This is a genomic window from Faunimonas sp. B44, assembly GCF_052655945.1.
Genome location: NZ_JBQYEX010000007.1, coordinates 40,761 through 65,761 on the forward strand (window position 1 = coordinate 40,761; position 25,001 = coordinate 65,761).

The window sequence follows — 25,001 nt, forward strand, 5'->3', positions numbered from 1 at the left end:
GACGCTCACTGGCCGGCCTTGGCCGGGTCCTTCACGTTGGCGACCTCGTCGAACTCGACATTGTAGAGTTCGCCATCGTCGAGCCGCTTCACCTCGCGGATGTAGATCGTCTGGGTGATGTCGCGGGTGTCGGCCTCGATCGTCACCTCGCCGCGCGGGCTCGTCCAGCTCAGGCCCTTGACGGCCTCGACGAAGGTTTCGCCGTCGAACGCGCACCCGGTCTTCTTCAGGCCCTCGTAGATGACGTGCATGCCGTCATAGCCGCTCACGCCGAAGAAGTTCGGCCGCATGCCGGGGTTGGCCGCCTTGAAGGCCTCGACGAACGCCTTGTTCTCGGGCGAATCGTGCGCCGCCGAATAGAAGAAGGCGGTGACCGCGCCGAGCGCCACGTCGCCCATGTTGTTGAGGATGTCGTCGTCGGTGACATCGCCGGTGCCGATCAGCTTCACGCCGGCATCGGCGAGGCCGCGGTCGGCGAACTGCTTCATCACGATCGAGCCGACGCCGGACGGCACGAACACGAAGAGCGCATCCGGCGCCGCATCCTTGGCGCGCTGCAGGAACGGCGCGAAGTCCGGGTTCTGCAGGGGCACGCGCAGCTTCTCCGGCACCTCGCCGCCGGCTGCCTCGAAGGCCTTCACGAAGTAGGTCTCGGCATCGACGCCCGGCGCGTAGTCCGACACCAGCGTCACCGCCTTCTTGATCCCGTTCTTCGCCGCCCACTCGCCCATCGTGTGGGCGGCCTGCGGCAGGGTGAAGCTCGTGCGCACGATGTAGGGCGACTTCTCCGTGATGATGGAGGTCGCGGCGGCCATCACGACCATCGGCTTGTTCGCCTGGGTGGCGATCGGCGCGGCGGCGAGCGCGAGCGGCGTCAAGCCGAAGCCCGCCAGGACGTCGGCGCCCTCGCGCACCACCGCCTCCTGGGCGATGCGCTTGGTGACGTCGGCGGTGCCGGTGTCGTCCTTCGTGACGAGCTCGACCGTGCAGCCGTTCACCTCCGCGCCGTTCTCCTGGACGTAGAGCTTCGCGGCCGCCTCGATCTGCCGCCCGGTCGACGCGAACGGCCCCGTCATCGGCAGGATCAGGCTCACGGTCACGGTTTCCGCGGCGAGCGCGGTCCCGCCGAGAAGCGCCGCCGCGCCGAAGATCGCGGCCTTCAAGGTTCCTCTGGCCATTTTCCTGTCCTCCCTCCGATCCGGCCTGCGCTTCCAGGCAGGCTCAGTCTCCACGATCCTTTCTGCATCCTCGGCCGCAATGCAAGCGGGTGGGCGCCGCGCCACATTCGACTGCGATTGGCGGCGTCCGGTTCCTGCGGTATTCAACCCCGAACGGTTGGAACGACCGGCCAGGTACCGGGACCGGGACCGGGACCGGGACAGGAGGAAGCGTCATGGCGAAGCCACCCCCACCCTTTCGCGCCGATCAGGTCGGCAGCCTGCTCCGGCCGGACGAGCTGAAGCAGGCGCGCGCGGCACGCGCGGAGGGCCGGATCACGCCCGAGGAGCTCCGCGCCGTCGAGGACCGCTGCATCCGCGAGGTCGTGCGCCGGCAGGAAGAGGTCGGCCTGAAGGCGGTGACGGACGGCGAGTACCGCCGCGCCTGGTGGCACTTCGACTTCCTCGCGCAGCTCGACGGCGTCGAGCTCGTCCAGGGCGAGAAGGCGATCCAGTTCCACGGCGTCGCCACCAAGGCGGAAAGCATCGCCGTGACCGGCAAGGTCGACTTCGGCGACCACCCGATGCTGCAGCACTTCCGCTTCCTGAAGAGCGTGACGAACGTCGTCCCGAAGATGACGATCCCCTCGCCGTCCGTGCTGCACTTCCGCGGCGGCCGGGAGGCGATCAGCCGGGACGTCTATCCGGACATGGAGAGCTTCTACGCCGACACGGCGGAGGCCTACCGGAAGGCGGTGCGGGCCTTCTACGACGCCGGCTGCCGCTATCTCCAGTTCGACGACACGGTGTGGGCCTATCTCTGCTCCGAGAAGGAGCGCCAGTCGGTGCGCGACCGCGGCGAGGATCCCGACCCGCTGCCGCGGATCTATGCCGACATGATCAACCACGCCATCGCCGACCGGCCGGACGACATGATCGTGACGACCCATGTCTGCCGCGGCAATTTCCGCTCGAGCTGGATCTCGGAAGGCGGCTACGAGCCGGTCGCCGAGGTGCTCCTCTCCGGGATCGGCTACAACGGCTACTTCCTCGAATACGACACCGACCGCGCCGGCGGCTTCGAGCCGCTCCGCTTCCTGCCCAAGGGCGACAAGCGCGTGGTGCTCGGCCTCCTGACGTCGAAATCCGGCACGCTGGAGAAGAAGGACGACATCAGGCGGCGCATCGAGGAGGCGACGAAGTTCGCGCCGCTCGAGCAGTTCTGCCTGTCGCCGCAATGCGGCTTCGCCTCGACGGAGGAAGGCAACATCCTCGCCGAGCAGGAGCAGTGGCAGAAGCTCGGCCTGATCGTGGAGATCGCGCGCGAGGTCTGGGGCGACGACTGACAAGCCGCGTTACGGATCGGCCGTCACCGCAGCGCCTCAATTCGGCCGGGAGGCGGCCGGGGCGGCTTCCGGCGCCGGCGCCTCCGATGCCGCTGCGCCGGGAATCCCGTCCGCGCCCATGTAGACGGCGAGGATCCTGACCGGCTCCGGGCCGAGATTGCGGCCGTTGTGCCGGGTCTTCATCGCCTCGAGCAACGCCTCGCCGGCGCGGTAGGTTCGCTCGCCGTGGCCGTCATAGGTGACGGTCAGCACGCCCTGGAGCATGTAGCCGAAGAGCGGGACGGGATGCGTGTGCCAGCCGGTCTCGCCGCCCGGCGGCACCGTCACGATGACGGCCGTCACCCGCGCCGGCGCCGAGGTGGGGTAGACGACCGCCTCCCCGACCACCGTCTCGCCGCCGGTAAGGACAGGCTCGACCAGGTTCTCGTAGGAGACCTGCTGGGCCGAGGCGGCCGCCCCCTGCAGGAGGAGCAAGCCGGCGAGCGGCAGCCGAACGATAGGCAGCAAGATCGGACCCTCCGGTGCCGTCAGAAGTGGAAGCGCAGGCCGAGCGCGACGCCGTGGCTGGTCAGATCCGCCTTGGTGCCCGCGATGTCGAGGACCCGCGTGCCGGACGTGCGCGTGATCGTGGCGGGACCTGCGCCGGTCGCCACCTCGCCGAGATCGAGGTAGCGATAGGCGACGTCGAGCGTCACGCGGTCGGACAGGCGCACCCCCACCCCGGCCGTCACCATGGCGGCGAGGCTCGTCTTCGCCCCGCCCTGGATGACGGTGGTGGCATTCGCCGAAAGGCCGGGAAAGGCATAGCGGACCGGACCGATGTCGTGATGGGCGATCCCGATGCCGGCGCCGAGGAACGGCTCGACCGGGCCGAGCTGCAGGCCAAGTCCCGCGAGATCGAGATAGCCGGCGAGCATGGCCGTCACCGTGTCGAGGCTCGCGCTGACCGGCTGCGGTTCGGGGGTGTTGAGGAAGTTGGAATCGCCGGAGAACGCGGCGCCCGTCCGGTAGCCGAGCAGCGCTTCCGCACGCAGGAACGGGAGGAAGCGGTAGCCGATCCCGGCCTCGAAGGCGGCGGCGCTGCCGAAGTCGCCGCGCGCGCCGAGCGGCCGTCCGTCGTTTCCCGGCCCGCAGCCGAACAGAGCCGGCGGACTGGCCTGCGCGCAATTCCGGTCGCGGAACGTCGTGGCGCTCGACCAGTCCATGCCCGCGCCGCCGCGGACGTACCATCCGGGCTCGGCCGAGGCCGCGCCGGTGCCGACGGCGAGGCAGCCGATGAAGGCGAGGCCTGCGGCCGCGCCGTGTCGCGATCCAGTCAGCGTCCTGCCTCCGGTCCAGTCCGATCCACTTGCTGCGCGCAGGCTATGCGATTCGGAAGGGCGGGTCGAAAGCGGCGCGCGATCCCGGCAAGCGGCGCGCCGGCCGACGAACGACTTAATGCAGCAGTTTAGGAACGACGGCCTTGTCCTTGGCAGGATAGAGGCCGGCCGCGCGGGCCCGCAGGACCGCCAGGGTGACGAGCAGGTCGGTCATGGGTGCCGGCACGCCGGCAATCCGGGCCATGGCGAGCGGCGCCTCGAACATGGACGCGACCTCCATCGGGCGGCCGCGCTCCAAATCCTGCAGGATGCTCGGCTTGTGGTGCAGCGCCTTGCTGCGGGCAACGTTCCGGTCCGGATCGAGCGAAGGCCGCGCCCCGAGCGTGGCGGCGACCTTCATCAGCTCGGCATAGACGGTGCGCGCCGCCGCCTCGCAGGCCGGTTCGGCATAGACTCCGCTCGCCGTCGTCTGGGCAAGGACGGCGAGCGTGCCGGACGCGATGTTGTTGATGAGCTTCGTCCAGACCTCGTCGCGGATCGTCGTGGAAACGGCGGTGTTCAGCCCGCCCGCGTTGATCAGGGCGGCGAGATCGCGCACGCGGGCCGAATCCGCCCCGTTCGGCTCCCCGAGGATCAGGCGGCCGTTCGCGTTCTCGACGTGGATGACGCCGGGCTCGACGACTTCTGCCGCCGAGTAGACCACGCCGCCGATGGCGCGCTCCGGCCCGACCGCGTTCCAGATCGCGCTCCCGGGATCGATCGCATCGAGGCGCTGGCCCTCCCGCGGACCGCCATGGCCGTGGAAGTACCACCAGGGAATGCCGTTCATGACGAAGGCGACCGGCGTGTCCGGCCCGAGGAGCGGCGCGATCGTGCGGGCGACCTCGGGCAGCGCCGGCTGCTTGACCGTGACCACGACCACGTCCTGCGGCCCGAGTTCGCGCGGGTCGTCGGTCGCGGGAAGCCGTTCGCTCCACTCGCCGTCTGCCAGCACGATCCGGAGCCCGTCGCGCCGGATCGCATCGAGGTGCTCGCCCCGCGCCACCATGGACACCTCGGCGCCGCCCCTGGCGAGCCGCATGGCGAGCTGACCGCCGATGGCGCCCGCTCCGAAAATACACGCCTTCATGAACCGCCCCCCTGAGACGGCCCATCTCATCGCTTTCCGCGATCAAAGTTTCAAGACGTGGGCCGGGACAGCATGCGATGGAGATCGAAACCGGCGAGGTCGGCCCTTACTTCCAGCGCGCCGGTGAAATCGTGATCGCTCGTATAGACGCCGGGCGTGACGATGGTCGCTATCCCGGCGCCGATCGCCGCCTGCAGGCCCTGCTCGGAATCCTCGAAGGCGAGGCATTGCTCCGCGCCGAGGCCAAGCCGTTGCAGCGCGATCAGGTAGACGTCCGGCGCCGGCTTCTTCAGTTCGGCGTCGTCGCCGGCGGCGATCGCATGGAACAGTCCCGGCCCCGCCGGCCCGAGCGTCGACCGGAGAAGCGCCTCGATGTTGGCCGGCGTGGTCGTGGTCGCGATGGCGAGACGCAGTCCCGCGCCGGCGGCGGCCTCGAGGAGGTCGCGGACGCCGGGCCGGAGCTCCAGCGCGCCGGCGTCGACGAGCTCCGTGTAGCGCCGGGTCTTGGCGGCGTGGAGCTCCAGGAGCCGTTCCGCAGCGGACTCCGCCTCCGGGGGAGACCATTCGTCGATGAAGTGCCGGAGCCGTTCCTTGCCGCCGGTGACGAGGAGGAGCCGGCGGTAGAGCGCGCGGTCCCAGTGCCAGTCGAGGCCGAGCTCGGCGAAGGCGTCGTTGAAGGCGCGGCGGTGGCATTCCTCCGTCTCGGCGAGCGTGCCGTCGACGTCGAAGATGAGCGCTTCGAGGGCCATTCAGCGCCCCGCGTCGAGCAGGCCGAGGGCTTCCGGGAGGTCGCCGAAGGACGACAGCACCAGCGCCGCCCCCTCCCGGTCCGCCGGCCCGGCATAGCCGCCCTCGACAAAGATCGCGCGCGTGCCGGCGGCCTTCGCCGCCTCCATGTCGGCCCGGCCGTCGCCGACATGGACGGCATCCGAGGGATCGGCCCCGAGGAGCGCCAGGGCACGCAGCAGGATCGCAGGATCCGGCTTCTTCGGCAGCCCGCAATCGCCGCCGACGACGGCGCGGACATGGCCGCGGAGGCCGAGATCGGCGAGGATCCGCTCGCTCACCGCCTGCGGCTTGTTGGTGCAGACCGCCATCGGCACGCCGGCTTCGGCGAGCGCGGGGAGCGCCGTCGCCACCCCGGCGCAGGGGCGGGTGTGGCGCGTCGCGCGCGGCGTGTAGAGTTCCATGAAGCGGCTCGTGCGCGCCGCCGTCGCGGCCTCGTCGAGCGGCACGCCGTGGGCGGCGAAGCCGCGCTGCACCAGTGCGGCAACGCCCGCGCCGATCATTGTCGCGACCCTGTCGCGGCCGAGCGGCGGGTGGCCGGATTCGGCGAGCAGGTCGTCCAGCGTCTCGGCGAGGTCGAGTGCCGAATCCACCAGCGTCCCGTCGAGATCCAGGAGCACCGCCCGCGGCGGCCCGCCGGCAAGCCGCCCGCTCACGCCGCTTCCGACAGCCAGGCGCGCTCCGCCGCCGTCCGGATCGCCGAGATGTTGGCGGCGTAGCTTTCACGCGTGCCGCCCCTGAAGACGGCCGAGCCCGCGACGAGCACGCTTGCGCCGGCCGCGGAGACGAGCGGCGCGGTTTCCGGCGTCACCCCGCCGTCGACCTCGATCGCGATCGGGCGGTCGCCGATCATCGCCTTGACCCGCCGGATCTTCTCCACCACGGCCGGGATGAAGGCCTGCCCGCCGAAGCCGGGATTGACCGTCATCAGGAGGACGAGGTCGAGCCGGTCCAGCACGTATTCGATGGCGCTCTCCGGCGTCGCCGGGTTGAGCGAGACGCCGGCCTTCTTGCCGAGCGCCCGGATGGCCTGGAGCGAGCGGTCGAGATGCGTGCTCGCCTCGGCATGCACGGTGATGATGTCGGAGCCCGCGGCCGCGAACGCCTCGATGTAGGGGTCGGCCGGCTCGATCATCAGATGGACGTCGAAGACCTTCGCCGACGTGCCGCGGATCGCCTTCACGACCGGCGGCCCGAAGGTGATGTTCGGCACGAAATGGCCGTCCATGACGTCGAGGTGGATCCAGTCCGCCCCGGCCGCGTCGACGGCGCGCACCTCCTCGCCGAGCCGCGCGAAATCGGCCGACAGGATCGAGGGCGCGATGATGATCGGTGATGCCATGCCTATCCTCGTGTCGCGTCCGGGCCGTCGAAGACCCGGCTCGCCAGGATGTCCTCGGGCGCGATGGTGGAGAGCGCGGCCGCATCGAGCGGTCCCTCCGCGGTCTCGAACAGCCGGTTCGCCTGCCTGAGCCGCGCGCGGTCGAGCGCGTTGCGGATCGAGCGGGCATTGGCGAAGTGGGGCTGACCGCGCCTGCGGCCGATATAGCGCCCGAAGGCGTCGAGCGCAGCCGGCGAGAAGTGATAATTCTGCCGCGCCAGCATCCTTTCGGAGATCGAGAGCAGCTCGCCGTCGGAATAGTCCGGAAAGTCGATGTGATGGGCGATGCGCGACCGGAAGCCCGGATTGCTCTGGAAGAACCTGTCCATCCGGTCGGCATAGCCGGCAAGGATCACCACGAGGTCCTCGCGCTGGTTCTCCATCACCTGCAGCAGGATCTCGATCGCCTCCTGGCCGTAGTCGCGCTCGTTCTCCGCCCGGTAGAGGTAGTAGGCCTCGTCGATGAAGAGCACGCCGCCCATCGCCTTCTTCAGGATCTCCTTCGTCTTGGGCGCGGTGTGGCCGATATACTGGCCGACCAGGTCGTCGCGCGTGACGCTGACGAGATGGCCCTTGCGGACGTAGCCGAGCCGGTGGAGGAGGTCCGCCATCCGCAGCGCGACCGTGGTCTTGCCGGTGCCGGGATTGCCCGTGAAGCTCATGTGCAGGGTCGGCGTCTCGTGGGCGAGGCCGAGGCGCTTGCGCGCACGCTCGACGAGGAGGAGCGCGGCGATCTCGCGGATACGCTGCTTCACCGGGGCGAGCCCGACGAGGTCGCGGTCGAGCTCGCGCAGCACCTCGCCGACGCCGGCCTCGTCGTATTCGCGCTTGAGGTCGACCGCCGTCTCGGCGCCGGCACCGTCCGCTTTTCGGATTTCGAGTACGTTGTCGGTCATGTCAGCCCTGTCGCGTTGGGGGTGGCGGCGCGCCCGGAGGAGCGTGGACGCGCCGCCCTTCTCCGGTCGTCACGAATAGCGACGGCCGGCGGGACTGTCGGCCGCGTAGGCCTTGGTCGTGTAGCGGATCGCGCGGCCCGCCAGTTCCTGGCGCTCGAGCCGGAAGCCGGGCTCCTCGGCCGGGCGGTTCACGATGAAGGAGATCCGCACGGACTCCCAGCCGTGGCCGGCGTCGAAGCCGGAGAGGCGGATGTAGCGGTCGCCGTAGACCTTCCGGCATTCGGCGAGCTCCATCATGACGCCGGCCGGGTCGCGGATGTCGAACATCGGGTGCCCCCACATCTCCCAGTAGGTGTTGCGGGGATGGGGGTCGTCGGTGAACTCGATGTTCACCGCCCAGCCGTTGTCGATGCAGTACTGGACCTGGGCGCGGATCTGGTCGTCGGTCAGATCCGGCAGGAAGGAGAAGCAGCCCTGGGTGAGACGCATGGTCGTGATCCTTTCGGTACGGTCCGTCACTCCGCCGCGGTCGCGGTCGGAACGAAGTCCGGGGTGTCGGTCGAGGCGTAGTTGAAGGTGACGTCCTTCCAGGTCTCCAGCGCCTGGCGGAGCGGCAGGCAGTGCCTGGCGGCCGCGTTCAGGATCTCCGGACCCTCGTTGACGTAGTCCCGGCCCTCGTTGCGGGCCAGCACCATCGCCTCGAGCGCCACCCGGTTCGCCATGGCGCCGGCCGCGATCCCCATCGGGTGCCCGATCGTGCCGCCGCCGAACTGCAGCACGACGTCCTCGCCGAGCAGATCGAGGAGCTGGTGCATCTGGCCGGCATGGATGCCGCCGGAGGCGACCGGCATCAGCTTCCTGAGGCTCGCCCAGTTCTGGTCGAAGAAGATGCCGTTGCCGAGCTGCTGCGGCAGGTAGTCCTCGCGGCAGATGTCGTAATAGCCCTTCGTGGTGGCGGGGTCGCCCTCGAGCTTGCCGACGACCGTGCCGGCATGGATGTGGTCGACGCCGGCGAGCCGCATCCACTTGGCGATGACCCGGAACGACACGCCGTGCGACTTCTGCCGCGTGTAGGTGGAGTGGCCGGCGCGGTGGAGGTGCAGGATCATGTCGTTCCTGCGCGCCCATTTCGACATCGACTGGATGGCCGTGTAGCCGATCACGAGGTCGATCATGACGATCACCGAGCCGAGCTCCTTGGCGAACTCGGCGCGCTCGTACATGTCCTCCATCGTCGCCGCGGTGACGTTGAGGTAGGTCCCCTTCATCTCGCCGGTCTCGGCCTGCGCCTTGTTCACCGCCTCCATGCAGTAGAGGAAGCGGTCGCGCCAATGCATGAAGGGCTGCGAGTTGATGTTCTCGTCGTCCTTGGTGAAGTCGAGCCCGCCCTTCAGCGCCTCGTAGACAACGCGCCCGTAATTGCGGCCCGACAGGCCGAGCTTCGGCTTCACGGTCGCGCCGAGGAGCGGGCGGCCGAACTTGTCGAGCCGCTCGCGCTCCACGACGATGCCGGTCGCCGGCCCGTCGAAGGTCTTCACGTAGGCCGTCGGCAGGCGCATGTCCTCGAGCCGCAGCGCCTTGAGCGGCTTGAAGCCGAAGACGTTGCCGATGATGGACGCGGTCAGGTTCGCGATCGAGCCCGGCTCGAAGAGGTCGAGGTCGTAGGCGATGTAGGCGAAGTACTGGCCCGGCGCGTTCGGCACCGGATCGACCCGGTAGCACTTCGCCCGGTACTTCTCGCAGGCCGTGAGGCGGTCGGTCCAGACCACCGTCCAGGTCGCGGTGGAGGATTCGCCCGCGACCGCGGCCGAGGCCTCGACTGGGTCGACGCCGTCCTGCGGGGTCACCCGGAAGCAGGCGATGACGTCGGTGTCCTTCGGCTCGTAGTCGGGCTCCCAATAGCCCATCTTGCGGTATTCCATGACGCCGGATTTGTAGCGGTCCTTCCCGGTCACGGTCTTGGCTGAGGTATCCATGGCTTTCGCCTCGCTTGTTCTGGTCAGGCCGCGCGTGCGGCGGTTTCGGTGACGGCGGGGTCGAGCGCCCCGCTCTTGTAGCGCCGGGCCATTTCGGCCATCGGCAGGACTCGGATCTTCGAGGCGTGGCCGGCGGTGCCGAACTGCTCGAAGCGCTCGCGGCAGAGGTCGCGCATGGCGTCCATCGCCGGCTTCAGGAACTTCCGCGGGTCGAACTCGCTGCGGCTGGCGCTCGCCACCTTCCGGAACTGCGCCGTCATGGCGAGCCGGCAGTCGGTGTCGATGTTCACCTTGCGGACCCCGTGGCGGATGCCGCGCACGATCTCCTCGACGGGCACGCCCCAGGTCTGGGGCATCTCGCCGCCGGCCTCGTTGAAGAGGTCCTGCAGCGCCTGCGGCACCGAGGACGATCCGTGCATGACGAGATGGGTGTCGGGCAGCCGCTGGTGGATCGCCTCGACCACGTTCATGGCGAGGATCGCGCCGTCGGGCTTGCGCGTGAACTTGTAGGCGCCGTGCGAGGTGCCCATCGCGATGGCGAGCGCATCGACGCGCGTCGCGCGGACGAAGTCGACCGCCTGGTCGGGATCGGTCAGGAGCTGGTCGTGCGAGAGCGCGCCCTCCGCGCCGTGGCCGTCCTCCGCCTCCCCCTGCCCGCTCTCCAGCGAGCCGAGCACGCCGAGCTCGCCCTCGACGGACGCGCCGACCCAGTGCGCCATGTCGACGACGCGGCGCGTGATCGCGACGTTGTACTCGTAGGATGCCGGGGTCTTCGCGTCGGCCTCGAGCGAGCCGTCCATCATCACGGAGGTGAAGCCGTGCTGGATGGCGGTCATGCAGGTGGCTTCGCTGTTGCCGTGATCCTGGTGCATGCAGAGCGGGATCGCGGGATACATCTGCTCGAGCGCGTCGATCATCTTCGCGAGCATGATGTCGCCGGCATAGGTCCGCGCGCCGCGGCTCGCCTGGATGATGACGGGGGCGTCGACGGCCTCGGCCGCCGCCATGATCGCGAGCCCCTGCTCCATGTTGTTGATGTTGAAGGCGGGCACCCCGTAGCCGTGCTCGGCGGCGTGGTCGAGGAGCTGGCGCAGCGTGATGCGGGCCATCAGTCGGTCTCCCTGTTGCTGGTTTCGACGAGGGCGCGCGCCGTCTCCACGACGCGCTCCGCGGTGATGCCGAAATGGCGGTAGAGCTCTTCGGCCGGCGCCGAGGCGCCGAAGCCCTCCATGCCGATGAAGACGTCGTCTTCGCGCAGGTGGCGGTCCCAGCCGTCGCGGACGGCGGCTTCGATCGCGATGCGGGGCGCATCGCCGAGCACGGCCCGGCGCTCGCCGGCCGAACGTGCATTGAAGAGATCCATGCACGGCATGGAGACGACCGCCGCGCGTATGCCCTCCCGGGCGAGGAGCTCCCGGGCCTCGGCCGCGATCGCGACCTCCGAGCCCGAGGCGATCAGGGTGACGTCGCGCTGACCGTCCGCTTCGCGCAGCACGTAGCCGCCTTCGGCGACGCGGTTCGGCGCGTTAGCGTCCGTCCTCTGCGCGGGCAGGTTCTGCCGCGACAGGCAGAGCACGGAGGGGGTCGTCCGCGCGGCGATCGCGAGCGCCCAGCACTCCGCCGTCTCCATCGCGTCGGCGGGACGGAAGACGTTGAGGTTCGGGATCGCCCTCAGCGCGGCCAGGTGCTCGACCGGCTGGTGCGTCGGCCCGTCCTCGCCGAGCCCGATCGAATCGTGCGTCATCACGTGGATGACCCGCACGCCCATCAGCGCGGCGAGCCGGATCGCGGGCCGGGAATAGTCGGCGAAGGCGAGGAAGGTGCCGCCATAGGGGATGAAGCCGCCGTGGAGCGCGATGCCGTTCATCGCCGCCGCCATGCCGTGCTCGCGGACGCCGTAATGGATGTAGTCGCCCGAGAAATCGTCGGCCGTGACCGGCCTGTGGGCCTTCACCCGCGTCCCGTTGGAGCCGGTCAGGTCGGCCGAGCCGCCGAGGAGGCTCGGCAAAGCGGGGACGAGCTCCTCCAGCACCTTCTGCGAGGAGACGCGGGTGGCGAGGTTCGGGCGCTCCTCGGCGAAGAGCGCCGTCACGCGGCCGACCGCCTCGTCGAGGCCGGGCGCATCGCCCTTGACGGCCGAAAGGAACGCGGACTGCGTATCGAGGGGTGCGGCAGCGAGCCGGCTCGACCAGGCGCGCCGGCGCTCCGCGCCGCGCCGTCCGGCCGCGAGCCATGCCTGCCTGATGTCGTCGGGGACGACGAAGGGCGGGTGCGGCCAGGCGAGCGCGTGCCGCGCCGCCGCGATCTCGGCCGACCCGAGCGGACTGCCGTGGACGCCGGACGTGCCTTGCTTCGCCGGCGCGCCGTAGCCGATCACGGTGCGGCAGGCGATGAGCGACGGGCGGTCCGCCATGCGCGCCGCTGCGATCGCCGCCGACACCGCTTCCGGGTCGTGCCCGTCGACGCGGCTGACGTTCCACCCGGCCGCCTCGAACCGCTTCAGCTGGTCCATCGACGTGGACAGCGAGGTCGGGCCGTCGATCGAGATCGCGTTGTCGTCGAAGAGCACGATGAGGCGCGACAGCCCGAGATGGCCGGCGAGGTCGATCGCCTCGTGGCTGATGCCCTCCATCAGGCAGCCGTCGCCGGCGATCACGTAGGTGAAGTGATCGACCAGCGCGTCGCCGTGGCGCGCGTTCATCAGGCGCTCGGCGAGCGCCATGCCGACGGCCGAGGCGATGCCCTGGCCGAGCGGACCGGTCGTCATCTCCACGCCGGCGGCGTGGCCGTATTCGGGATGGCCGGCCGTGCGGGCGCCGAGCTGGCGGAAGCGCTTCAGCTCGTCGACCGTCATCTCCGGGTAGCCCGTGAGATGAAGCAGCGCATAGAGGAGCATGGAGCCGTGCCCGGCGGACAGCACGAAGCGGTCGCGGTCCGGCCAGTCGGGCGCGAGCGGGTCGAATGCGAGGAAGCGGGTGAAGAGGACCGTCGCGGCGTCCGCCATGCCCATCGGCATGCCGGGATGGCCGGACTTCGCCGCCTCGACGGCATCCATCGCCAGCGCGCGGACGGCATTCGCCATATCGCGGACGGACGGCGCCGGAGCGGGCTCGGCCGGTCGGGTCTGGGCGGCAATCATGCTCGGGGTCATGGCTGGGTCCTTGCTGCCGTCAGGAGACGCGCTTCTTGCGCTCGATGAGCTGCAGGATGAGGGGCGTGAGGATCAGCTGCATCGCGAGGTCGAGCTTGCCGCCCGGGATCACGATGGAGTTCGCCCGCGACATGAAGGCGTCGGGGATCATCGAGAGCAGGTACGGGAAGTCGATGCCGCGCGGATTGGCGAAGCGGATGACCACCATCGATTCGTCGGCGGTCGGGATCCAGCGCGCGACGAACGGGTTCGACGTGTCGACCACCGGCACGCGCTGGAAGTTGATGTTGGTCTCGGTGAATTGCGGGCAGATGTAGTGGATGTAATCCGGCATCCGCCGGAGGATCACGTCGGTGACGGCTTCGGTCGAATAGCCGCGCGTGGCCTTGTCGCGATGGATCTTCTGGATCCATTCGAGGTTGATGACCGGCACGACCCCGATCTTTAGGTCGGCGTGGCGCGCGACGTTGACCGTCTCGGTGACGACCGCCCCGTGCAGGCCCTCGTAGAAGAGCAGGTCGCTCTCCGCCGGGAACGGCTCCCACGCCGTGAAGGTGCCGGGCTCGGCGCCATAGAGCGCAGCCTCCTCCGAATCGTGCACGTAATGGCGCAGCCGCCCGGTGCCGGACCGCCCGTACTCCTCGAACACCCCCTCGAGCTCCTCGAGCAGGTTGTTCTCAGGGCTGAAATGGCTGAAGTGCTTGTTGCCGTTCGCCTCGGCCTCGGCCTGGCCGGCGCGCATCTCGACACGGTTGTAGCGGTGGAACGAGTCGCCCTCGATGAGGACGGCGTTCACCTGCTCGCGCCGGAAGATCTGCTCGAAGGTGCGCCGGACCGACGTGGTCCCCGCGCCCGAGGAGCCGGTGACGGAGATGATGGGGTGCTTCGCGGACATTGCTGCGCTCCCTCAGACCCGGAACAGGCCGCGATGGCCGAACAGCGGCGCCCGCTGCGCGATCAGCGAGGGATCGAGATTGTAGCGGGCGATCCGCGCCACCTCGCCGGCGGAGCCGAAGACGAGCGGCACGCGCTGGTGGACCGCCTGCGGCGTGATGGCGAGGATGCGTTCGACGCCGTCGGTGGCGGCGCCGCCGGCCTGCTCGACCAGCATCGCAATGGGATTGGCCTCGTAGACCAGCCGGAGACGGCCGTTCCGGTAGCCGCGCCGCTCGTCGCCGGGATAGAGGAAGACGCCGCCGCGGACGAAGATCCGGTAGGCGTCGGCCACGAGCGAGGCGATCCAGCGCATATTGAAGTTGCGCCCGCGCGGGCCGTCCTCGCCGGAGAGGCAGTCGTCGACGTAGAGCCGGACTGCCGAACCCCAGTGCCTGTAATTGGAGGCGTTGATCGCGAATTCCGAGGTGAGCGCCGGGATGTGCACGCCGTCGGCGATCTGAACGAAGCCGCCCTCGCGCGGCGAATGGGCGAAGACATGGGTCCCGGCGCCGAGCGTGAGGACCAGCAGGAGCTGCGGGCCGTAGATGAAGAAGCCGGCGGCGAGCTGCCGGTCGCCCGGCTGCAGGAAGGCCTCCTCGGCGGAGCCCTCCGGGCCGGCGGCAGGCAGGATGGTGAAGATCGTCCCGATCGAAACATTGGTCTCGATGTTGGACGAGCCGTCGAGCGGATCGATCGCCACCGCGAGCGGCTGGGTCAGGTCGAGCACGACCGGGTCGCGCAGTTCCTCGGAGGCGACGCAGGCGACCGGCGCCGAACGGATCGCCGCGAGGAAGATCCGGTTCGCGGTGAGGTCGAGCTGCTGCTGGATATCGCCGTCGGCGTTCGCCTGGCCCGCCGTGGCGGAAGGCTTCTCGTGATTGATCCCGCGGTTGATGAGGTCGCGCACCACGCAGCTGGCGATCGCGATCTGCTGGATGGTGCGGCCGACGGCGTTGCGCACGTCGCTGTCGCCAGCATGGGCCTTGAGGAATGCCTGGAGACTCCAGCCGACCGCCATCTTCGTCCTCCCACCGCCTGTTCGAAGCGTCTGCTCCCGGCGTTGTGAGTGGAACCTGCTCGCCCCGGGACCGAAAGTAAATTTACATGTTCTTTCCATCAGGCAAAGTTTTTGTTATTCATAGTCCGCGATGCAGATCACCATCAAGCAGCTCAAGGCGCTCCGGACGGTCACCAGGACAGGCCGAATTGCGAGCGCGGCCAACGCGTTGAACCTGACCGCCCCGGCCGTCACCCTGCAGATCAAGGGGCTCGAAGAGGCCGTCGGGATGCCGCTTTTCGACCGGACGTCGGAAGGGTTGCGACTGACGGACGCAGGACGCGTCATGCTGGAGACGGCGGAGCAGGTCGACGCGCTGATCGCGGCCGGCTGCGAGCGGATTCTCGCATTGAAGGGCGCGGCGGCGGGACGGGTGCAGGTCGGGGCGGTGAGCACCGCCAAGTACTTCGCCCCGCAGCTCATCGCCGCCTTCATGCGGGAACGGAGCGGGGTCGAGATCCGCCTGCAGATCGGCAACCGGGTCGAGATCCTGGAGGCCCTGCGCGATTTCCGGATCGATCTCGCCGTGATGGGACAGCCGCCGGGCGACCTGCCGGTGGAGGCGGCGGTCATCGGGGAGCACCCGCTCATCATCGTCGCCTCGCCCGAGCACCGGCTCGCGCGACGCAAGTCCGTTCCGCGGGCGGAGCTCGCCGGCGAGACGTTCCTGATGCGCGAGCAGGGCTCCGGGACGCGGGCGGCAATGGAGACGTTCCTCGCCGACATCACGCCCGGCCGGGGCTATGCCCGCATCGAGATGGGCAGCAATGAAACCATCAAGCAGGCCGTGATCGCCGGGCTCGGGATCGCCTTCATCTCGGCCCATACCGTCGCCGCCGAGATCGAGTCGGGACGGCTCGTCGAGCTCGCGGTGGAGGGCATGCCGATCCGGCGACGCTGGTTCGTCGTCCGCCGCGCGGAACGGACGCTGTCGCCCGCGGCCGCCGCATTCGAGGCGTTTCTCTCGCGCGAGGGCGCCCGGTACCTGCCGCAGGTCGCTCCCGCACCCTAGTCGCGCCCTGGATACGGAGCATTCGCCGCGCAGCGCTGCGCGTCGTGCGATTGCTGCGCCAAATGCTCAGCTGCACGGAAAAGAAAAAAGCCGGCTAACGGCGCGGCAATGCTGCCCGTCCGGCCCCGCACGAACGCGTCTAATTTCGGAACCACTGTCCCGACCGGCTGTTTCCTGCAGATAACCATACCTGCAAGAGAGGATACCCCGATGTCGTTTCGCTCGATGTTGTTCGCGAGCTGTGCGCTCGTGACGCTCGGCCCCGCCGCCGCCCTCGCCGGCCCGTGCGGCGACCAGGCCCAGCAGATGATGAACGAACTGCAGCCCGGCGGCACCGCAGCCACGGCCGCGACGTCCGGGCAGGACATGCAGAGCCAGCAGGCCGGGGGCAGCGGCTCCGCACAGACGGCAACCGGCGGCGCGACCGCTTCGGCGGGCGGCGGCACGCCGCAGGCCGGTCAGGTGCCCCACACCGATGCGACCCCCGCGATGAACCAGGTTACCGCCGGCATCGCGACCTCCGGCCAGGACGCGCAGGCGCAGCAGCAGGGCCAGCCGACGGCTTCCGACCAGGCGTCCGGCACGGCTCCGTCCGGGACTACGTCCGGCGGCGACGCGCAGTCCGCGCAGGGCAATGGCGGGATTTCGAAGGACGGTTCGCTGGCGCCGATGCAGGGCGGCCAGGACACGGCCGCCACCGGTTCGGCCGCTACCGGTTCGGCCGCCACCGGTTCGGCCTCCACCGGTTCGTCCGGTGCCGGCTCCCCGGCTGGCGGTGACACCGCCTCTACCGGCTCGGCTTCCGCCGGAACGGCCGGTGCCGATTCCACGGCGAGCGGCTCGGCTTCCGCCGGAACGACCGGCGCCGATTCCGCGGCGAGCGGTGGCATGGCCTCCGCCGGCACGCAGGGCAATGGCGGCATCGCCAAGGACGGTTCGCTGGCGCCGATGCAGGGCGGCCAGGACGCCGCCTCATCGGGCCCGGCGAGCACAGGTTCGGTGACCTCGGGCGGCGCATCGGCCTCCGATGCAACCTCCGGCTCCGCAACCACCGGATCCGCAACCTCGGGTGCCGCGACCCCGTCCGACGCCTCCTCCGGCGCGGCGAGCGCGGGGATCGCGAAGGACGGCTCGCTGGCCCCGCTCGAGGGTTCCAGCGGCACCGCAACCGGACCGGGCGCGCAGGCCGACGCCGTGCTGGCCGCCCTGCGGCAGGCCGCGTCCTTCGATGCGCAGGGCAACGAGGACCAGTGCAACCAGGCGCTGGAGGAGGCGCGGCGGCTGCAGTCCAGCTGAGCCGCACCCTCTCCGATCGACGCGCAGCCCCGCGGCAATTGCCGCGGGGCTTTTCGCTGGCAGCGGGTGGCTGCCGGCTGCAGATGCCCAAAGTCCCCATTGCACAGGCCGGGTATCTTGCAGCGCGCGCGCAACAATGGTTGAGTCGCTCCCGGCGGGCGCTCGTCTCGCCGCTATCTGGCCAACCGGTCCGGCGCCTTGAACCGGACGCTGACAACAAGGATAGTCGTTCAGGTCACCGAGTTGGCCTGTGGAAAGCAACCGGTTTGGGAGGTCATGGCGATGGCGAAGATCAACAAGGTTTGTGTCGGGGAATCTCTGGTCGGCGATGGCAACGAAGTCGCGCATATCGACCTGCTCATCGGGCCGCGCGGCTCCGCCGTGGAATCGGCGTTCTGCAACGCGCTGACCAACAACAAGGACGGGTTCACGACGCTGCTGGCGGTGATCGCGCCGAACCTTCCGTGCAAGCCCAACACGATCATGTTCAACAAGGTCACGATCAAGGGCGCGAAGCAGGCCGTCCAGATGTTCGGCCCAGCGCAGTACGCGGTCGCCAAGGCCGTGGCCGACAGCGTCGCCGACGGCACGATCCCGGCCGAAGAGGCGGACGACCTCTTCATCTGCGTCGGCGTCTTCATCCATTGGGAAGCGGCCGACGACGGCAAGATCCAGGACTACAACTACCGCGCCACGAAGGAAGCGCTCGAGCGCGCGATCAACAATACGCCGAAGGCCTCCGAGGTGACGACCCGCCGGGACAGCGTGAAGCATCCCTTCGGCGCCGCCGCTTAGAGCGGAAACCACCCCGGGGAGGCAGCCCCTGCTCCCATGCAGCCGGGTCTCCTTCGGCGGTTGGCCGCCAAGTTCGGATTCTGAGGGGCTGGGGACGGATCGCGTCCCTAGCCGTCCGTTCCCGAAATCCGCTTCAGCGCGGCGGCGCCCAGCGCGCCGTCGTGCAGCGCCGATGCGACCAGCGCACCGGCGATGCCGGCCGCCTGCAGCCGCCGGCAATCGTCCTCTCCTCTGATGCCCCCGGCCGCATGGATGCGTCGCGCCCCGGCGCGGGCAGCGATCGCCGACAGCTTTCCGACATCGGGACCCTCGCCGCCGCCGACGCGGCCGAGCGTCATCACGATGACGCGCCCCGGCCAGAGCGAGGCGTCGTCGAGAATGGCGCGCGGGCCGCGAAAGTCGTCGCCGAAATAGTCGATGGAGAGCGCCACGCGCGGGTGATCCCTGAGCCGCCGAAGGACGCCTTCGTCGTCCTGCGATTCCGTGCCGATCACCAGTACCCCGCCCGGCACCCGCGCGAGGTAGTCCGCCGCGGCAGCGGCATCCGAGCACCCGAAATCCGTCCACAGGGCGAGGTGGGGAAGTTCCGCCGCCAGCCGCTCCAGCACGGCCCAGGACGGCTGCTGCCGCTCGATCCCGTCGAGGTCGGCCACGTAGAGGCTGCGAAAGGGATGGAGCGCGAGCAGCCCCTTCGCGACGTCGAGCGGATCGGAGCCCGGCGAGAGCGGCGTATCGATCGGGCGATACGAGGAGCGCTCGCCGCGCCGGGCCCGCACGACGAGGCCCGCCTGGATGTCGATGACCGGAATGATCTCCACGCCCGCCCTCCCGCAAATCAGCTATAGGGCAGCACCGGGAAGGGCGGAACGGGCATGGCGCTGATCGGCTGGGACATTGGCGGGGCTCACCTCAAGGCGGCGCGCCTCGAGGAGGGGCGGATCGTGGCCGCGATCCAGGTCCCCTGCCCGCTCTGGCTCGGGCTCGACCAGCTCGAACGGGCGCTGGACCAGGCCGCAACGGCGCTCGGCGCCGCCTCCCGGCACGCGGTCACGATGACCGGCGAGCTGGTCGACGTCTTCGAGGACCGTCAGAGCGGCGTGGCCTCGATCGCCGGCATGCTCCAGGGCCGGCTCGGGCCGCACATTCTCTTCTATGCCGGCCGGGACGGCTGGGTCTCGCCGCAGGATGTCGGCCGGTTCCCGTCGGAGATCGCATCCGCGAACTGGCACGCGAGCGCCAGCCTGGCCGGCCGCACCCATGCCGAATGCCTGTTCATGGACATCGGCTCGACGACGACGGACGTCGTGCCGGTCGCCGGCGGCCGCGTGGCGGCGCGCGGCCACACCGACGCCGAACGGCTGGCCGCGGGCGAGCTCGTCTATACCGGGGCGACCCGCACCTTCCTGATGGCGGTCGCGCGCTCCGTCCCGTTCCGTGGGGCGTGGACACCGCTCATGAACGAGTACTTCGCGTCGATCGCCGACGTGCACCGCATCCTGGGCGACCTCCCCGAAGGCGCCGACCAGCATCGGACCGCAGACGGCCGTGACAAGAGCGTCGACGCCTCCCGGGCCCGGCTCGCGCGGATGCTCGGGCGCGACGTCTCGGAGGCGGGCATGGCGGAGTGGACGGCGGTCGCCGCCTGCTTCGCCGAGATGCAGATCAGGGCGATCCACGACGCCGTCCTGCAGGTCGCGTCGGCGCTGCCGGAGCCTCCGCCCGTCATCGTCGGCGCGGGCGTCGGGCGTTTCCTGATCCGGCGCCTCTGCGCGCGGATGGAGCGCCCCTATGCGGACTTCGGCACGATCGTTCCGTGCGCGCCGGGCGCAGCCGACGCGGCCGCCGATTGCGGACCGGCCGCTGCCGTAGCGCTCCTCCTCGATCAGGCCGCGCCGGAATAGTGGCGCCCGATCCGCTCCATCAGCCAGCCCCAGGCCTCCGCCTCGCGCGGGCCGGCGGTCTTCTCGATGGCGATCGAAAGGTAGGCGATCTCCGCCTCGACTTTTTCGCGCGGGAGCATCGATAGGCGGCTCGCCAGGATCGCGGCCTCGATGACGGCGGCCTGCGCACGGTTGTAGCCGGCGACCGGTTCGTGCGAGACGGCGCGATCCACGCGCATGCGGAAGCGCGGGCGGATCGGGTCGTCGTCACGGTCGAGCACGGAGAGCTCCAGATGCGCGACGGCGGCGGCCAGGCGCGGCACGGGCCCGGCGGTCGGGACGAGCGGCCAGTCGCGCCGGCCGGTCAGGCATCCCGCGATGATACGGACGTCGTCGCAATGGCTTGCCACCGCGTGCGGCACGGCGACGAGGTTGTCGAGCGTCGTGGAGGGGCGGAACGGCGCGACGATCCAGCCGCCCCCGTCCTCGATCAGGCCGAGCGGCGCGATGTGCACCCGCCCGTCGGCATCCGCCGTGGTCACGACCGTCTCGCGGATCATCGGCATGGTTCAGCGGCCTTCCTTCGCCCGGAGCGTGTGACCGGCCTCTGCGAGCCGCGTGAGGTCCTCCGCCTCGCGCTCCGCGCCGGCGCCCCAGTCGAGCGGCTCGTCCTGCGAATAGCGCTTGCCGAGGCGGAGCGCGGTCTCCGCCTTCATCAGTTCGGTGCCGAGATAGAAGGCATGGGCGCCGTCGGCCTCGACGTTCAGCTTCGGGAACATCGCCAGCGCGCTCGTCCCGACGTGATGGCCGTCACGGTTGTAGACGTGGATGCCGTCCTCCGCGGTCTCGATCCTGAAGTTCGCGTCCCGTACCGCCTCCGCCATCGCCGCTATGTCCTCGGGCGTGGCGGGGAAGGGCTTGCGATCGTGCAGGCAGAGAAGCGCGCGCCCGTAGCCGCGCGGCAGCGAATGGTCCTCGCGCGCGGCGAACATCAGGCGGCGCGCCGCGTCGTGCTCGGCAAGCGTCCGGCGCGTGTGCGGGCTCACCTGGACCGAGAGGACGTTCCGGATGCCGAGCTCGGAGCAGACGCCGAGAAGCACCGCCGTCACGCCGACGGAATCGGCATCGGTCAGCTCGGTCAGGTTTCCGGTCCCCATCAAGATCTCGACGCCCGGCCGCAGGCGGCGGAGCTCGGCATAACGGAGCAGCGACTGCGTGAAGCCGAAATGGATCGGGTCGAGGATGGGGTCGGCGAGGAATTCGAGGCCCAGCGCCTCGGCACGGTCCACGGCACGCAGGAGCGAATCGAGGTCGCCCGCCTGCGCCGGCACGAGGACCGGGATGGCGCCGGTGTCCGCCGCCAGCCCGAGCGTCTCCTCCGTCAGGCTCAGCACGTATTTCGCGCCGGCGCGCGCGCCGCGCTCCAGTTCGCCCGGATCGGCCGAATCGACGCTCACCGTCATGCCGTCCGCGGCAAGCGCCCGAACCGCCTCCTCCAGATGCGGGAACGGCGTGTCGGGCAGCCCGCCGAGGTCGATCACGTCGGCGCCGCCGGCGCGGAGCTGCCGGGCCCTTGCGAGGATGTCCGCGACCGAGAGCTGCGGCGCCTCGACGATCTCGGCGAAGATGCGGATGTCGTAGCGGGAGAGATCGGGCGGCGCGGCCCCGAAGCCGAGGAACGACGGCAGGTCGGCGAGCTCGTCCGGGCCGCGCACGAACGGGACGCCGAACAGTCCGGAGAGCCGCTCGAGGTCGCCGCGGCATCGGCCCGGCACGATGACGCGGTCGGCCTCGACCGGCCGTTGCAGCCGCCGCTCGATGATCGCTTCGGTCATCAGCGCGGCGACCTTCACGCCCATGTCCTGCACGGCCCAGTCGAAGGCGGGTTCGCGAAGGCCGGCGAGCACACGGTCGAGCCGCGGCCGCGCGAGCCGCCCGGTCAGGAACAGGAAGCGCTCACGAGACATTGGCGGCGATCTCCGCCCGGCGCCGCCCGATCGCCTCCGTCAGCTCGGCGAAGGTCTCCGCGACGACCGTCGCCTCGAATTCCTTGAGGCGCGCCGTGTTCTCCAGGTCGATCCGGCGCGGATAGACCTTCACCATGCCCTCCGGCGCCATCGTTTCGAGTTCCGGCGCCGTGTCGCAGGCGAAGACGATGGCCGGCACGCGGCACTTGCCAGCCTGCGCGAAGACGTTCGTCGCGAGATTGTCCGAGATGCCGTAGACGCATTTCGCGACGGTGTTCGAGGTCGCCGGGGCGACGATCAGCGTGTGGTAGACACCCTCGTAGAAGAGCCCGACCGGGGCCGCGCTCGCCGTCGTGTCGCGGAAGATCCGCATCGAGGCGGGCAGCTGGAACTCCTTCCGGTACATGCGCACGACCTCGGCCGCCGCCTTGCTGACGAAGACGTCGACGTCCTCCAGGTCGCGCAGGAGCGCGAGGCATTCGGGAAAGTAGTGGCCCGAGCCGGTGAGCGCCCAGCCCCAGCGCGGCGTCCTGACGGAACTCATGCGCGCGACCCTAGCCGATCGCCGGCCACGATGTCAGCGAGGCTGCCGAGCATGGCCGGTCCGAGGACCGCGAGCGCCGGTGCGCCCGACCCGAGGATCCGGGGCAGATGCGGGTCCACGATGCCGGCCGCGGCGAGCTCCTCGGCCGATGCGCCCGGCGACGGCTCCGCGCTCTTGAGGAGCACCACCTTCGGCGCGCCGAGCGCGCGCGCGAGCCACACGGCAAGGCTGTCGGAGGTGACGTCCCAGCTCTCCGGAAGATCGGCTCCGAGCGCCATCGGCAGCGGCGACCAGACCGGCACGCGCTTCGCGCCGAGCGCCGCGCGGATGGCCTCGGCGCTCTCCGCCACCTCCAGACCTGGGCCGAGATCGGCGAGCGCCTCTGCGAACTGCGCCATCGCGAGGAGCGCCATCCGGTGCGCCGCGCGATCGCCGAACCCCATGCGGAGCTGCGCCGCACGCACGGCGTCGGCGAACGGGCCGCCGCCCGGCACAACGACGACCGGCGCGCCGCATAGCGCGATCGCCTCGAGGGCGCGGCCGAGATCCGGCGACAGCGCGTAGCTCCCGCCGAGCTTGATGATTGCCGCCGGCCTCAACCGGGCGACTTCGATCCGGCCGGCGCGGGCCGGCTTCCGGTCAGCGGGTGCACGGAACGCGGCTCGAGCGCCCGCCGCCGGACGATCTCCACGCCCACCCCGCCCGAGCCGAGGTCGAGCTTCTCCACGCGCACCGTGACCGAGCGGGTCCGCGGGTCGAGCAGCAGGCGCGCCGCGATCCGCTCCGCGAGCGTCTCGGCCAGGTCGATGTGCCCTTCGGCGACGATGGCGCGGATGCCGTCCGTGATGAGGTCGTAGGAGAGGATGCGGCTGAGGTCCTGCGCCTCGGGGCTGATCCTGAACGTCTCCACCGTGACGTCGAAGCGGACGCGCTGGGGCGCAACGCGCTCGTGGCTGTAGGCCCCGATCTGCACCGGCAGGACGAAGTCCCGCACGAAGATGCGGTCGCTGCCCCCCTGCGCCTCGGCGGCGACGTCCGGCGCATAGCCGCGCGCGGCGAGAACGTGGAGGTCGGGGTGCGGATCGGCCCCGTCCCGGCTCGCGCTCGGAATGAGCGACCTGATCTGCTTCACGGCGGCGGCGTCGATCCGGCCGGTGCGGTCGAGGCGGCTGCAGAGCGCGCCGCGAAAGCCCAGGAAGTCCGGCTTGAGCGGCAGCAGGCGCGGCACGTCCGGCGCCTCCAGGCTGCCGGCGAGCCCGATCTGGAGCTTGAGGTTGCGCGCCCGCCGCATGAAGCCGGAAATGGCAGGGACCTCGATATGGTCGAGGAGACGCCCCTCCCCCTTCCCGGCGGTGTCCAGCATCACGCCCGCGAAGCCGCCGCGCGCCAGGCGCGGAAGGATTGCGAAATCCGGCACGCGGTCGGCGAAGAGCACAGCGATCAGCCGCACTCTCCCGGCCGGCTCCGCCAGGGCCTCAATGACGGCATTGGCGTCGCCGCCGGGAAAGAACCCGATCTTGACGTGATCGACGCCGGCGCCGGCAACCTGCTCGACCGCGCCGCGGACGAGCTCCGGCTCCATCGGGAGGTCGCCGATCACCGCGCTCACCGGCCGGCGGCCGGCCACGGTGGCGACGATCGCCGCGATCGCTTCGGGCGGCAGCGCACCGAGCGCACCGGCCTTCGGATCCTTCGCGTCCACGATGTCGGCGCCGAGCGAGACGACCAGCTCCGCCTCGTCCGGATCCGCGACGCTGGCGAGCATCAGCGTCATGGCTGCGTCTCCGGCAGGATCCGGTGGGCCAGCAGCCACTCGAGCCCGCGCCGCCAGGATTCGTCCGTATTGCCGCGAATGTCGGCGCTCACGCCCTTGATCATCCGGCCGGTCGCAACGTCCCGCATGTAGACGTTGATGTTCAGAATCAGGTTCGAGACCTTCTGCACGAAGCCGGTGACGACGATCTCCGCGCCGACCTCCCGGGCGAGCTTCACGTCGCACCCGCCGCAGGCCTGGAGGTTGTAGCCCAGCGCCCGGGCGCGCACGGGCTCGATGTCGACGAGGTCGTACCGGCCGCTCTCGCGCAGCCTTTCCCTGAGCCGGCTCCCGAGCGCTTCGAGACGGGCCAGTTCCTGCGCCCTTTCATCGGGAGCATTGCCGCCGCTCGTATCGACCAGCTCCAGATCGAAGATGGCGGTCTTCCGCGGCTCGGCATGCGCGGCGGCTACCGCGAGCGCGAGCCCGGCGACCGCCATGAGAAGCTTTTTCACTGTCGGATTCATGGCGCTCACACTAGCGTCGGCGCGGCCGGTGACAAGGCGATTTCGCGCCCGGAACAGCGCCTCCGCGCCCTTGCTTCGCCACAACTCAGCGTC

General features: G+C 70.3%; 26 protein-coding genes. 5 read left to right on the plus strand and 21 right to left on the minus strand.

Going from position 1 to position 25,001, the window contains the following annotated elements:
• Positions 1-5 precede the first annotated feature (5 nt).
• A complete protein-coding gene (locus tag ACUN0C_RS13505; protein ID WP_445466906.1) occupies positions 6-1,178 on the minus strand; it encodes an ABC transporter substrate-binding protein in 1,173 nt (390 codons plus the stop codon).
• 215 nt (positions 1,179-1,393) lie between these two features.
• Here ACUN0C_RS13505 and ACUN0C_RS13510 point away from each other — a divergent pair, with 215 nt between their 5' ends.
• Positions 1,394-2,503 (plus strand): cobalamin-independent methionine synthase II family protein, encoded by a 1,110-nt coding sequence (locus ACUN0C_RS13510; RefSeq protein WP_445466907.1) that lies wholly within the window; start codon positions 1,394-1,396, stop codon positions 2,501-2,503.
• A gap of 36 nt (positions 2,504-2,539) precedes the next feature.
• Here the strand turns inward: ACUN0C_RS13510 and ACUN0C_RS13515 are convergent, their stop codons facing one another.
• The 13 genes from ACUN0C_RS13515 to ACUN0C_RS13575 all read right to left on the minus strand — a co-directional run bounded on the left by ACUN0C_RS13515 (position 2,540) and on the right by ACUN0C_RS13575 (position 15,095).
• Positions 2,540-3,010: a cupin domain-containing protein gene (locus tag ACUN0C_RS13515; protein WP_445466908.1), complete on the minus strand. Its 471-nt coding sequence runs from the start codon at positions 3,008-3,010 to the stop codon at positions 2,540-2,542.
• 20 nt (positions 3,011-3,030) lie between these two features.
• Positions 3,031-3,981, minus strand: a complete 951-nt coding sequence (locus tag ACUN0C_RS13520; protein WP_445467042.1) for an outer membrane protein — start codon at positions 3,979-3,981, stop codon at positions 3,031-3,033.
• Positions 3,938-4,951 carry a ketopantoate reductase family protein gene (locus ACUN0C_RS13525; protein ID WP_445466909.1) on the minus strand — a complete coding sequence of 338 codons (1,014 nt, stop codon included), beginning with the start codon at positions 4,949-4,951 and terminating at the stop codon, positions 3,938-3,940. The genes ACUN0C_RS13520 and ACUN0C_RS13525 overlap by 44 nt, the downstream gene beginning before the upstream one ends.
• A 50-nt stretch (positions 4,952-5,001) precedes the next feature.
• Positions 5,002-5,700, minus strand: coding sequence for an HAD-IA family hydrolase (locus tag ACUN0C_RS13530; protein WP_445466910.1), 699 nt, complete (start codon positions 5,698-5,700; stop codon positions 5,002-5,004).
• Positions 5,701-6,393, minus strand: a complete 693-nt coding sequence (locus ACUN0C_RS13535; RefSeq protein WP_445466911.1) for an HAD-IA family hydrolase — start codon at positions 6,391-6,393, stop codon at positions 5,701-5,703.
• On the minus strand, positions 6,390-7,079 hold the full coding sequence (gene rpe, locus ACUN0C_RS13540) for a ribulose-phosphate 3-epimerase (RefSeq protein WP_445466912.1): 690 nt from the start codon (positions 7,077-7,079) through the stop codon (positions 6,390-6,392). The genes ACUN0C_RS13535 and rpe overlap by 4 nt, the downstream gene beginning before the upstream one ends.
• Before the next feature lie 2 nt (positions 7,080-7,081).
• Entirely contained in the window at positions 7,082-8,014 is a 933-nt protein-coding gene (cbbX, locus tag ACUN0C_RS13545; protein WP_445466913.1) for a CbbX protein, read from the minus strand.
• 69 nt (positions 8,015-8,083) lie between these two features.
• A complete protein-coding gene (locus ACUN0C_RS13550; RefSeq protein ID WP_445466914.1) occupies positions 8,084-8,503 on the minus strand; it encodes a ribulose bisphosphate carboxylase small subunit in 420 nt (139 codons plus the stop codon).
• 26 nt (positions 8,504-8,529) lie between these two features.
• On the minus strand, positions 8,530-9,990 hold the full coding sequence (locus tag ACUN0C_RS13555) for a form I ribulose bisphosphate carboxylase large subunit (protein ID WP_445466915.1): 1,461 nt from the start codon (positions 9,988-9,990) through the stop codon (positions 8,530-8,532).
• Positions 9,991-10,013: 23 nt separating this feature from the next.
• Complete coding sequence (gene fba / locus ACUN0C_RS13560) at positions 10,014-11,099, minus strand: class II fructose-bisphosphate aldolase (protein WP_445466916.1); 1,086 nt, start codon at positions 11,097-11,099, stop codon at positions 10,014-10,016.
• Positions 11,099-13,141 (minus strand): transketolase, encoded by a 2,043-nt coding sequence (tkt, locus tag ACUN0C_RS13565; protein ID WP_445466917.1) that lies wholly within the window; start codon positions 13,139-13,141, stop codon positions 11,099-11,101. The genes fba and tkt overlap by 1 nt, the downstream gene beginning before the upstream one ends.
• A gap of 19 nt (positions 13,142-13,160) precedes the next feature.
• Positions 13,161-14,036 (minus strand): phosphoribulokinase, encoded by an 876-nt coding sequence (locus ACUN0C_RS13570; protein WP_445466918.1) that lies wholly within the window; start codon positions 14,034-14,036, stop codon positions 13,161-13,163.
• A gap of 12 nt (positions 14,037-14,048) precedes the next feature.
• Positions 14,049-15,095: a class 1 fructose-bisphosphatase gene (locus tag ACUN0C_RS13575; protein WP_445466919.1), complete on the minus strand. Its 1,047-nt coding sequence runs from the start codon at positions 15,093-15,095 to the stop codon at positions 14,049-14,051.
• Between the two features lie 130 nt (positions 15,096-15,225).
• Here ACUN0C_RS13575 and ACUN0C_RS13580 point away from each other — a divergent pair, with 130 nt between their 5' ends.
• The 3 genes from ACUN0C_RS13580 (at position 15,226) to fae (ending at position 18,237) form a co-directional block, all read left to right on the plus strand.
• A complete protein-coding gene (locus tag ACUN0C_RS13580; RefSeq protein ID WP_445466920.1) occupies positions 15,226-16,146 on the plus strand; it encodes a LysR substrate-binding domain-containing protein in 921 nt (306 codons plus the stop codon).
• Between the two features lie 210 nt (positions 16,147-16,356).
• Complete coding sequence (locus ACUN0C_RS13585) at positions 16,357-17,442, plus strand: hypothetical protein (protein WP_445466921.1); 1,086 nt, start codon at positions 16,357-16,359, stop codon at positions 17,440-17,442.
• Between the two features lie 282 nt (positions 17,443-17,724).
• Positions 17,725-18,237 (plus strand): formaldehyde-activating enzyme, encoded by a 513-nt coding sequence (fae, locus tag ACUN0C_RS13590; protein WP_445466922.1) that lies wholly within the window; start codon positions 17,725-17,727, stop codon positions 18,235-18,237.
• A 107-nt stretch (positions 18,238-18,344) separates the two neighbouring features.
• Here fae and ACUN0C_RS13595 read toward each other — a convergent pair whose 3' ends face one another.
• The gene (locus ACUN0C_RS13595; protein WP_445466923.1) at positions 18,345-19,055 is read right to left on the minus strand and encodes a HisA/HisF-related TIM barrel protein; all 711 of its coding nucleotides are present in this window, start codon (positions 19,053-19,055) and stop codon (positions 18,345-18,347) included.
• Between the two features lie 54 nt (positions 19,056-19,109).
• Between ACUN0C_RS13595 and ACUN0C_RS13600 the strand changes: the two genes are divergently transcribed.
• Positions 19,110-20,138: a hydantoinase/oxoprolinase family protein gene (locus ACUN0C_RS13600; protein WP_445466924.1), complete on the plus strand. Its 1,029-nt coding sequence runs from the start codon at positions 19,110-19,112 to the stop codon at positions 20,136-20,138.
• On the opposite strand, the gene ACUN0C_RS13605 is transcribed toward ACUN0C_RS13600, so the two are convergent.
• The 6 genes from ACUN0C_RS13605 to ACUN0C_RS13630 are packed head-to-tail and all read right to left on the minus strand — an operon-like array spanning position 20,120 to position 24,896.
• Complete coding sequence (locus ACUN0C_RS13605; RefSeq protein ID WP_445466925.1) at positions 20,120-20,683, minus strand: DUF447 domain-containing protein; 564 nt, start codon at positions 20,681-20,683, stop codon at positions 20,120-20,122. The genes ACUN0C_RS13600 and ACUN0C_RS13605 overlap by 19 nt on opposite strands.
• Positions 20,684-20,686: 3 nt before the next feature.
• Complete coding sequence (locus ACUN0C_RS13610) at positions 20,687-22,084, minus strand: DUF6513 domain-containing protein (protein ID WP_445466926.1); 1,398 nt, start codon at positions 22,082-22,084, stop codon at positions 20,687-20,689.
• Positions 22,074-22,628 (minus strand): flavoprotein, encoded by a 555-nt coding sequence (locus ACUN0C_RS13615; protein WP_445466927.1) that lies wholly within the window; start codon positions 22,626-22,628, stop codon positions 22,074-22,076. Before ACUN0C_RS13615 ends, ACUN0C_RS13610 begins: the two co-directional genes overlap by 11 nt.
• Positions 22,625-23,227, minus strand: coding sequence for an amino acid kinase family protein (locus ACUN0C_RS13620; RefSeq protein ID WP_445466928.1), 603 nt, complete (start codon positions 23,225-23,227; stop codon positions 22,625-22,627). Before ACUN0C_RS13620 ends, ACUN0C_RS13615 begins: the two co-directional genes overlap by 4 nt.
• Complete coding sequence (locus ACUN0C_RS13625) at positions 23,224-24,402, minus strand: (5-formylfuran-3-yl)methyl phosphate synthase (protein ID WP_445466929.1); 1,179 nt, start codon at positions 24,400-24,402, stop codon at positions 23,224-23,226. Before ACUN0C_RS13625 ends, ACUN0C_RS13620 begins: the two co-directional genes overlap by 4 nt.
• On the minus strand, positions 24,399-24,896 hold the full coding sequence (locus ACUN0C_RS13630) for a DUF3280 domain-containing protein (protein WP_445466930.1): 498 nt from the start codon (positions 24,894-24,896) through the stop codon (positions 24,399-24,401). The genes ACUN0C_RS13625 and ACUN0C_RS13630 overlap by 4 nt, the downstream gene beginning before the upstream one ends.
• Between the last annotated feature and the right edge of the window lie 105 nt (positions 24,897-25,001).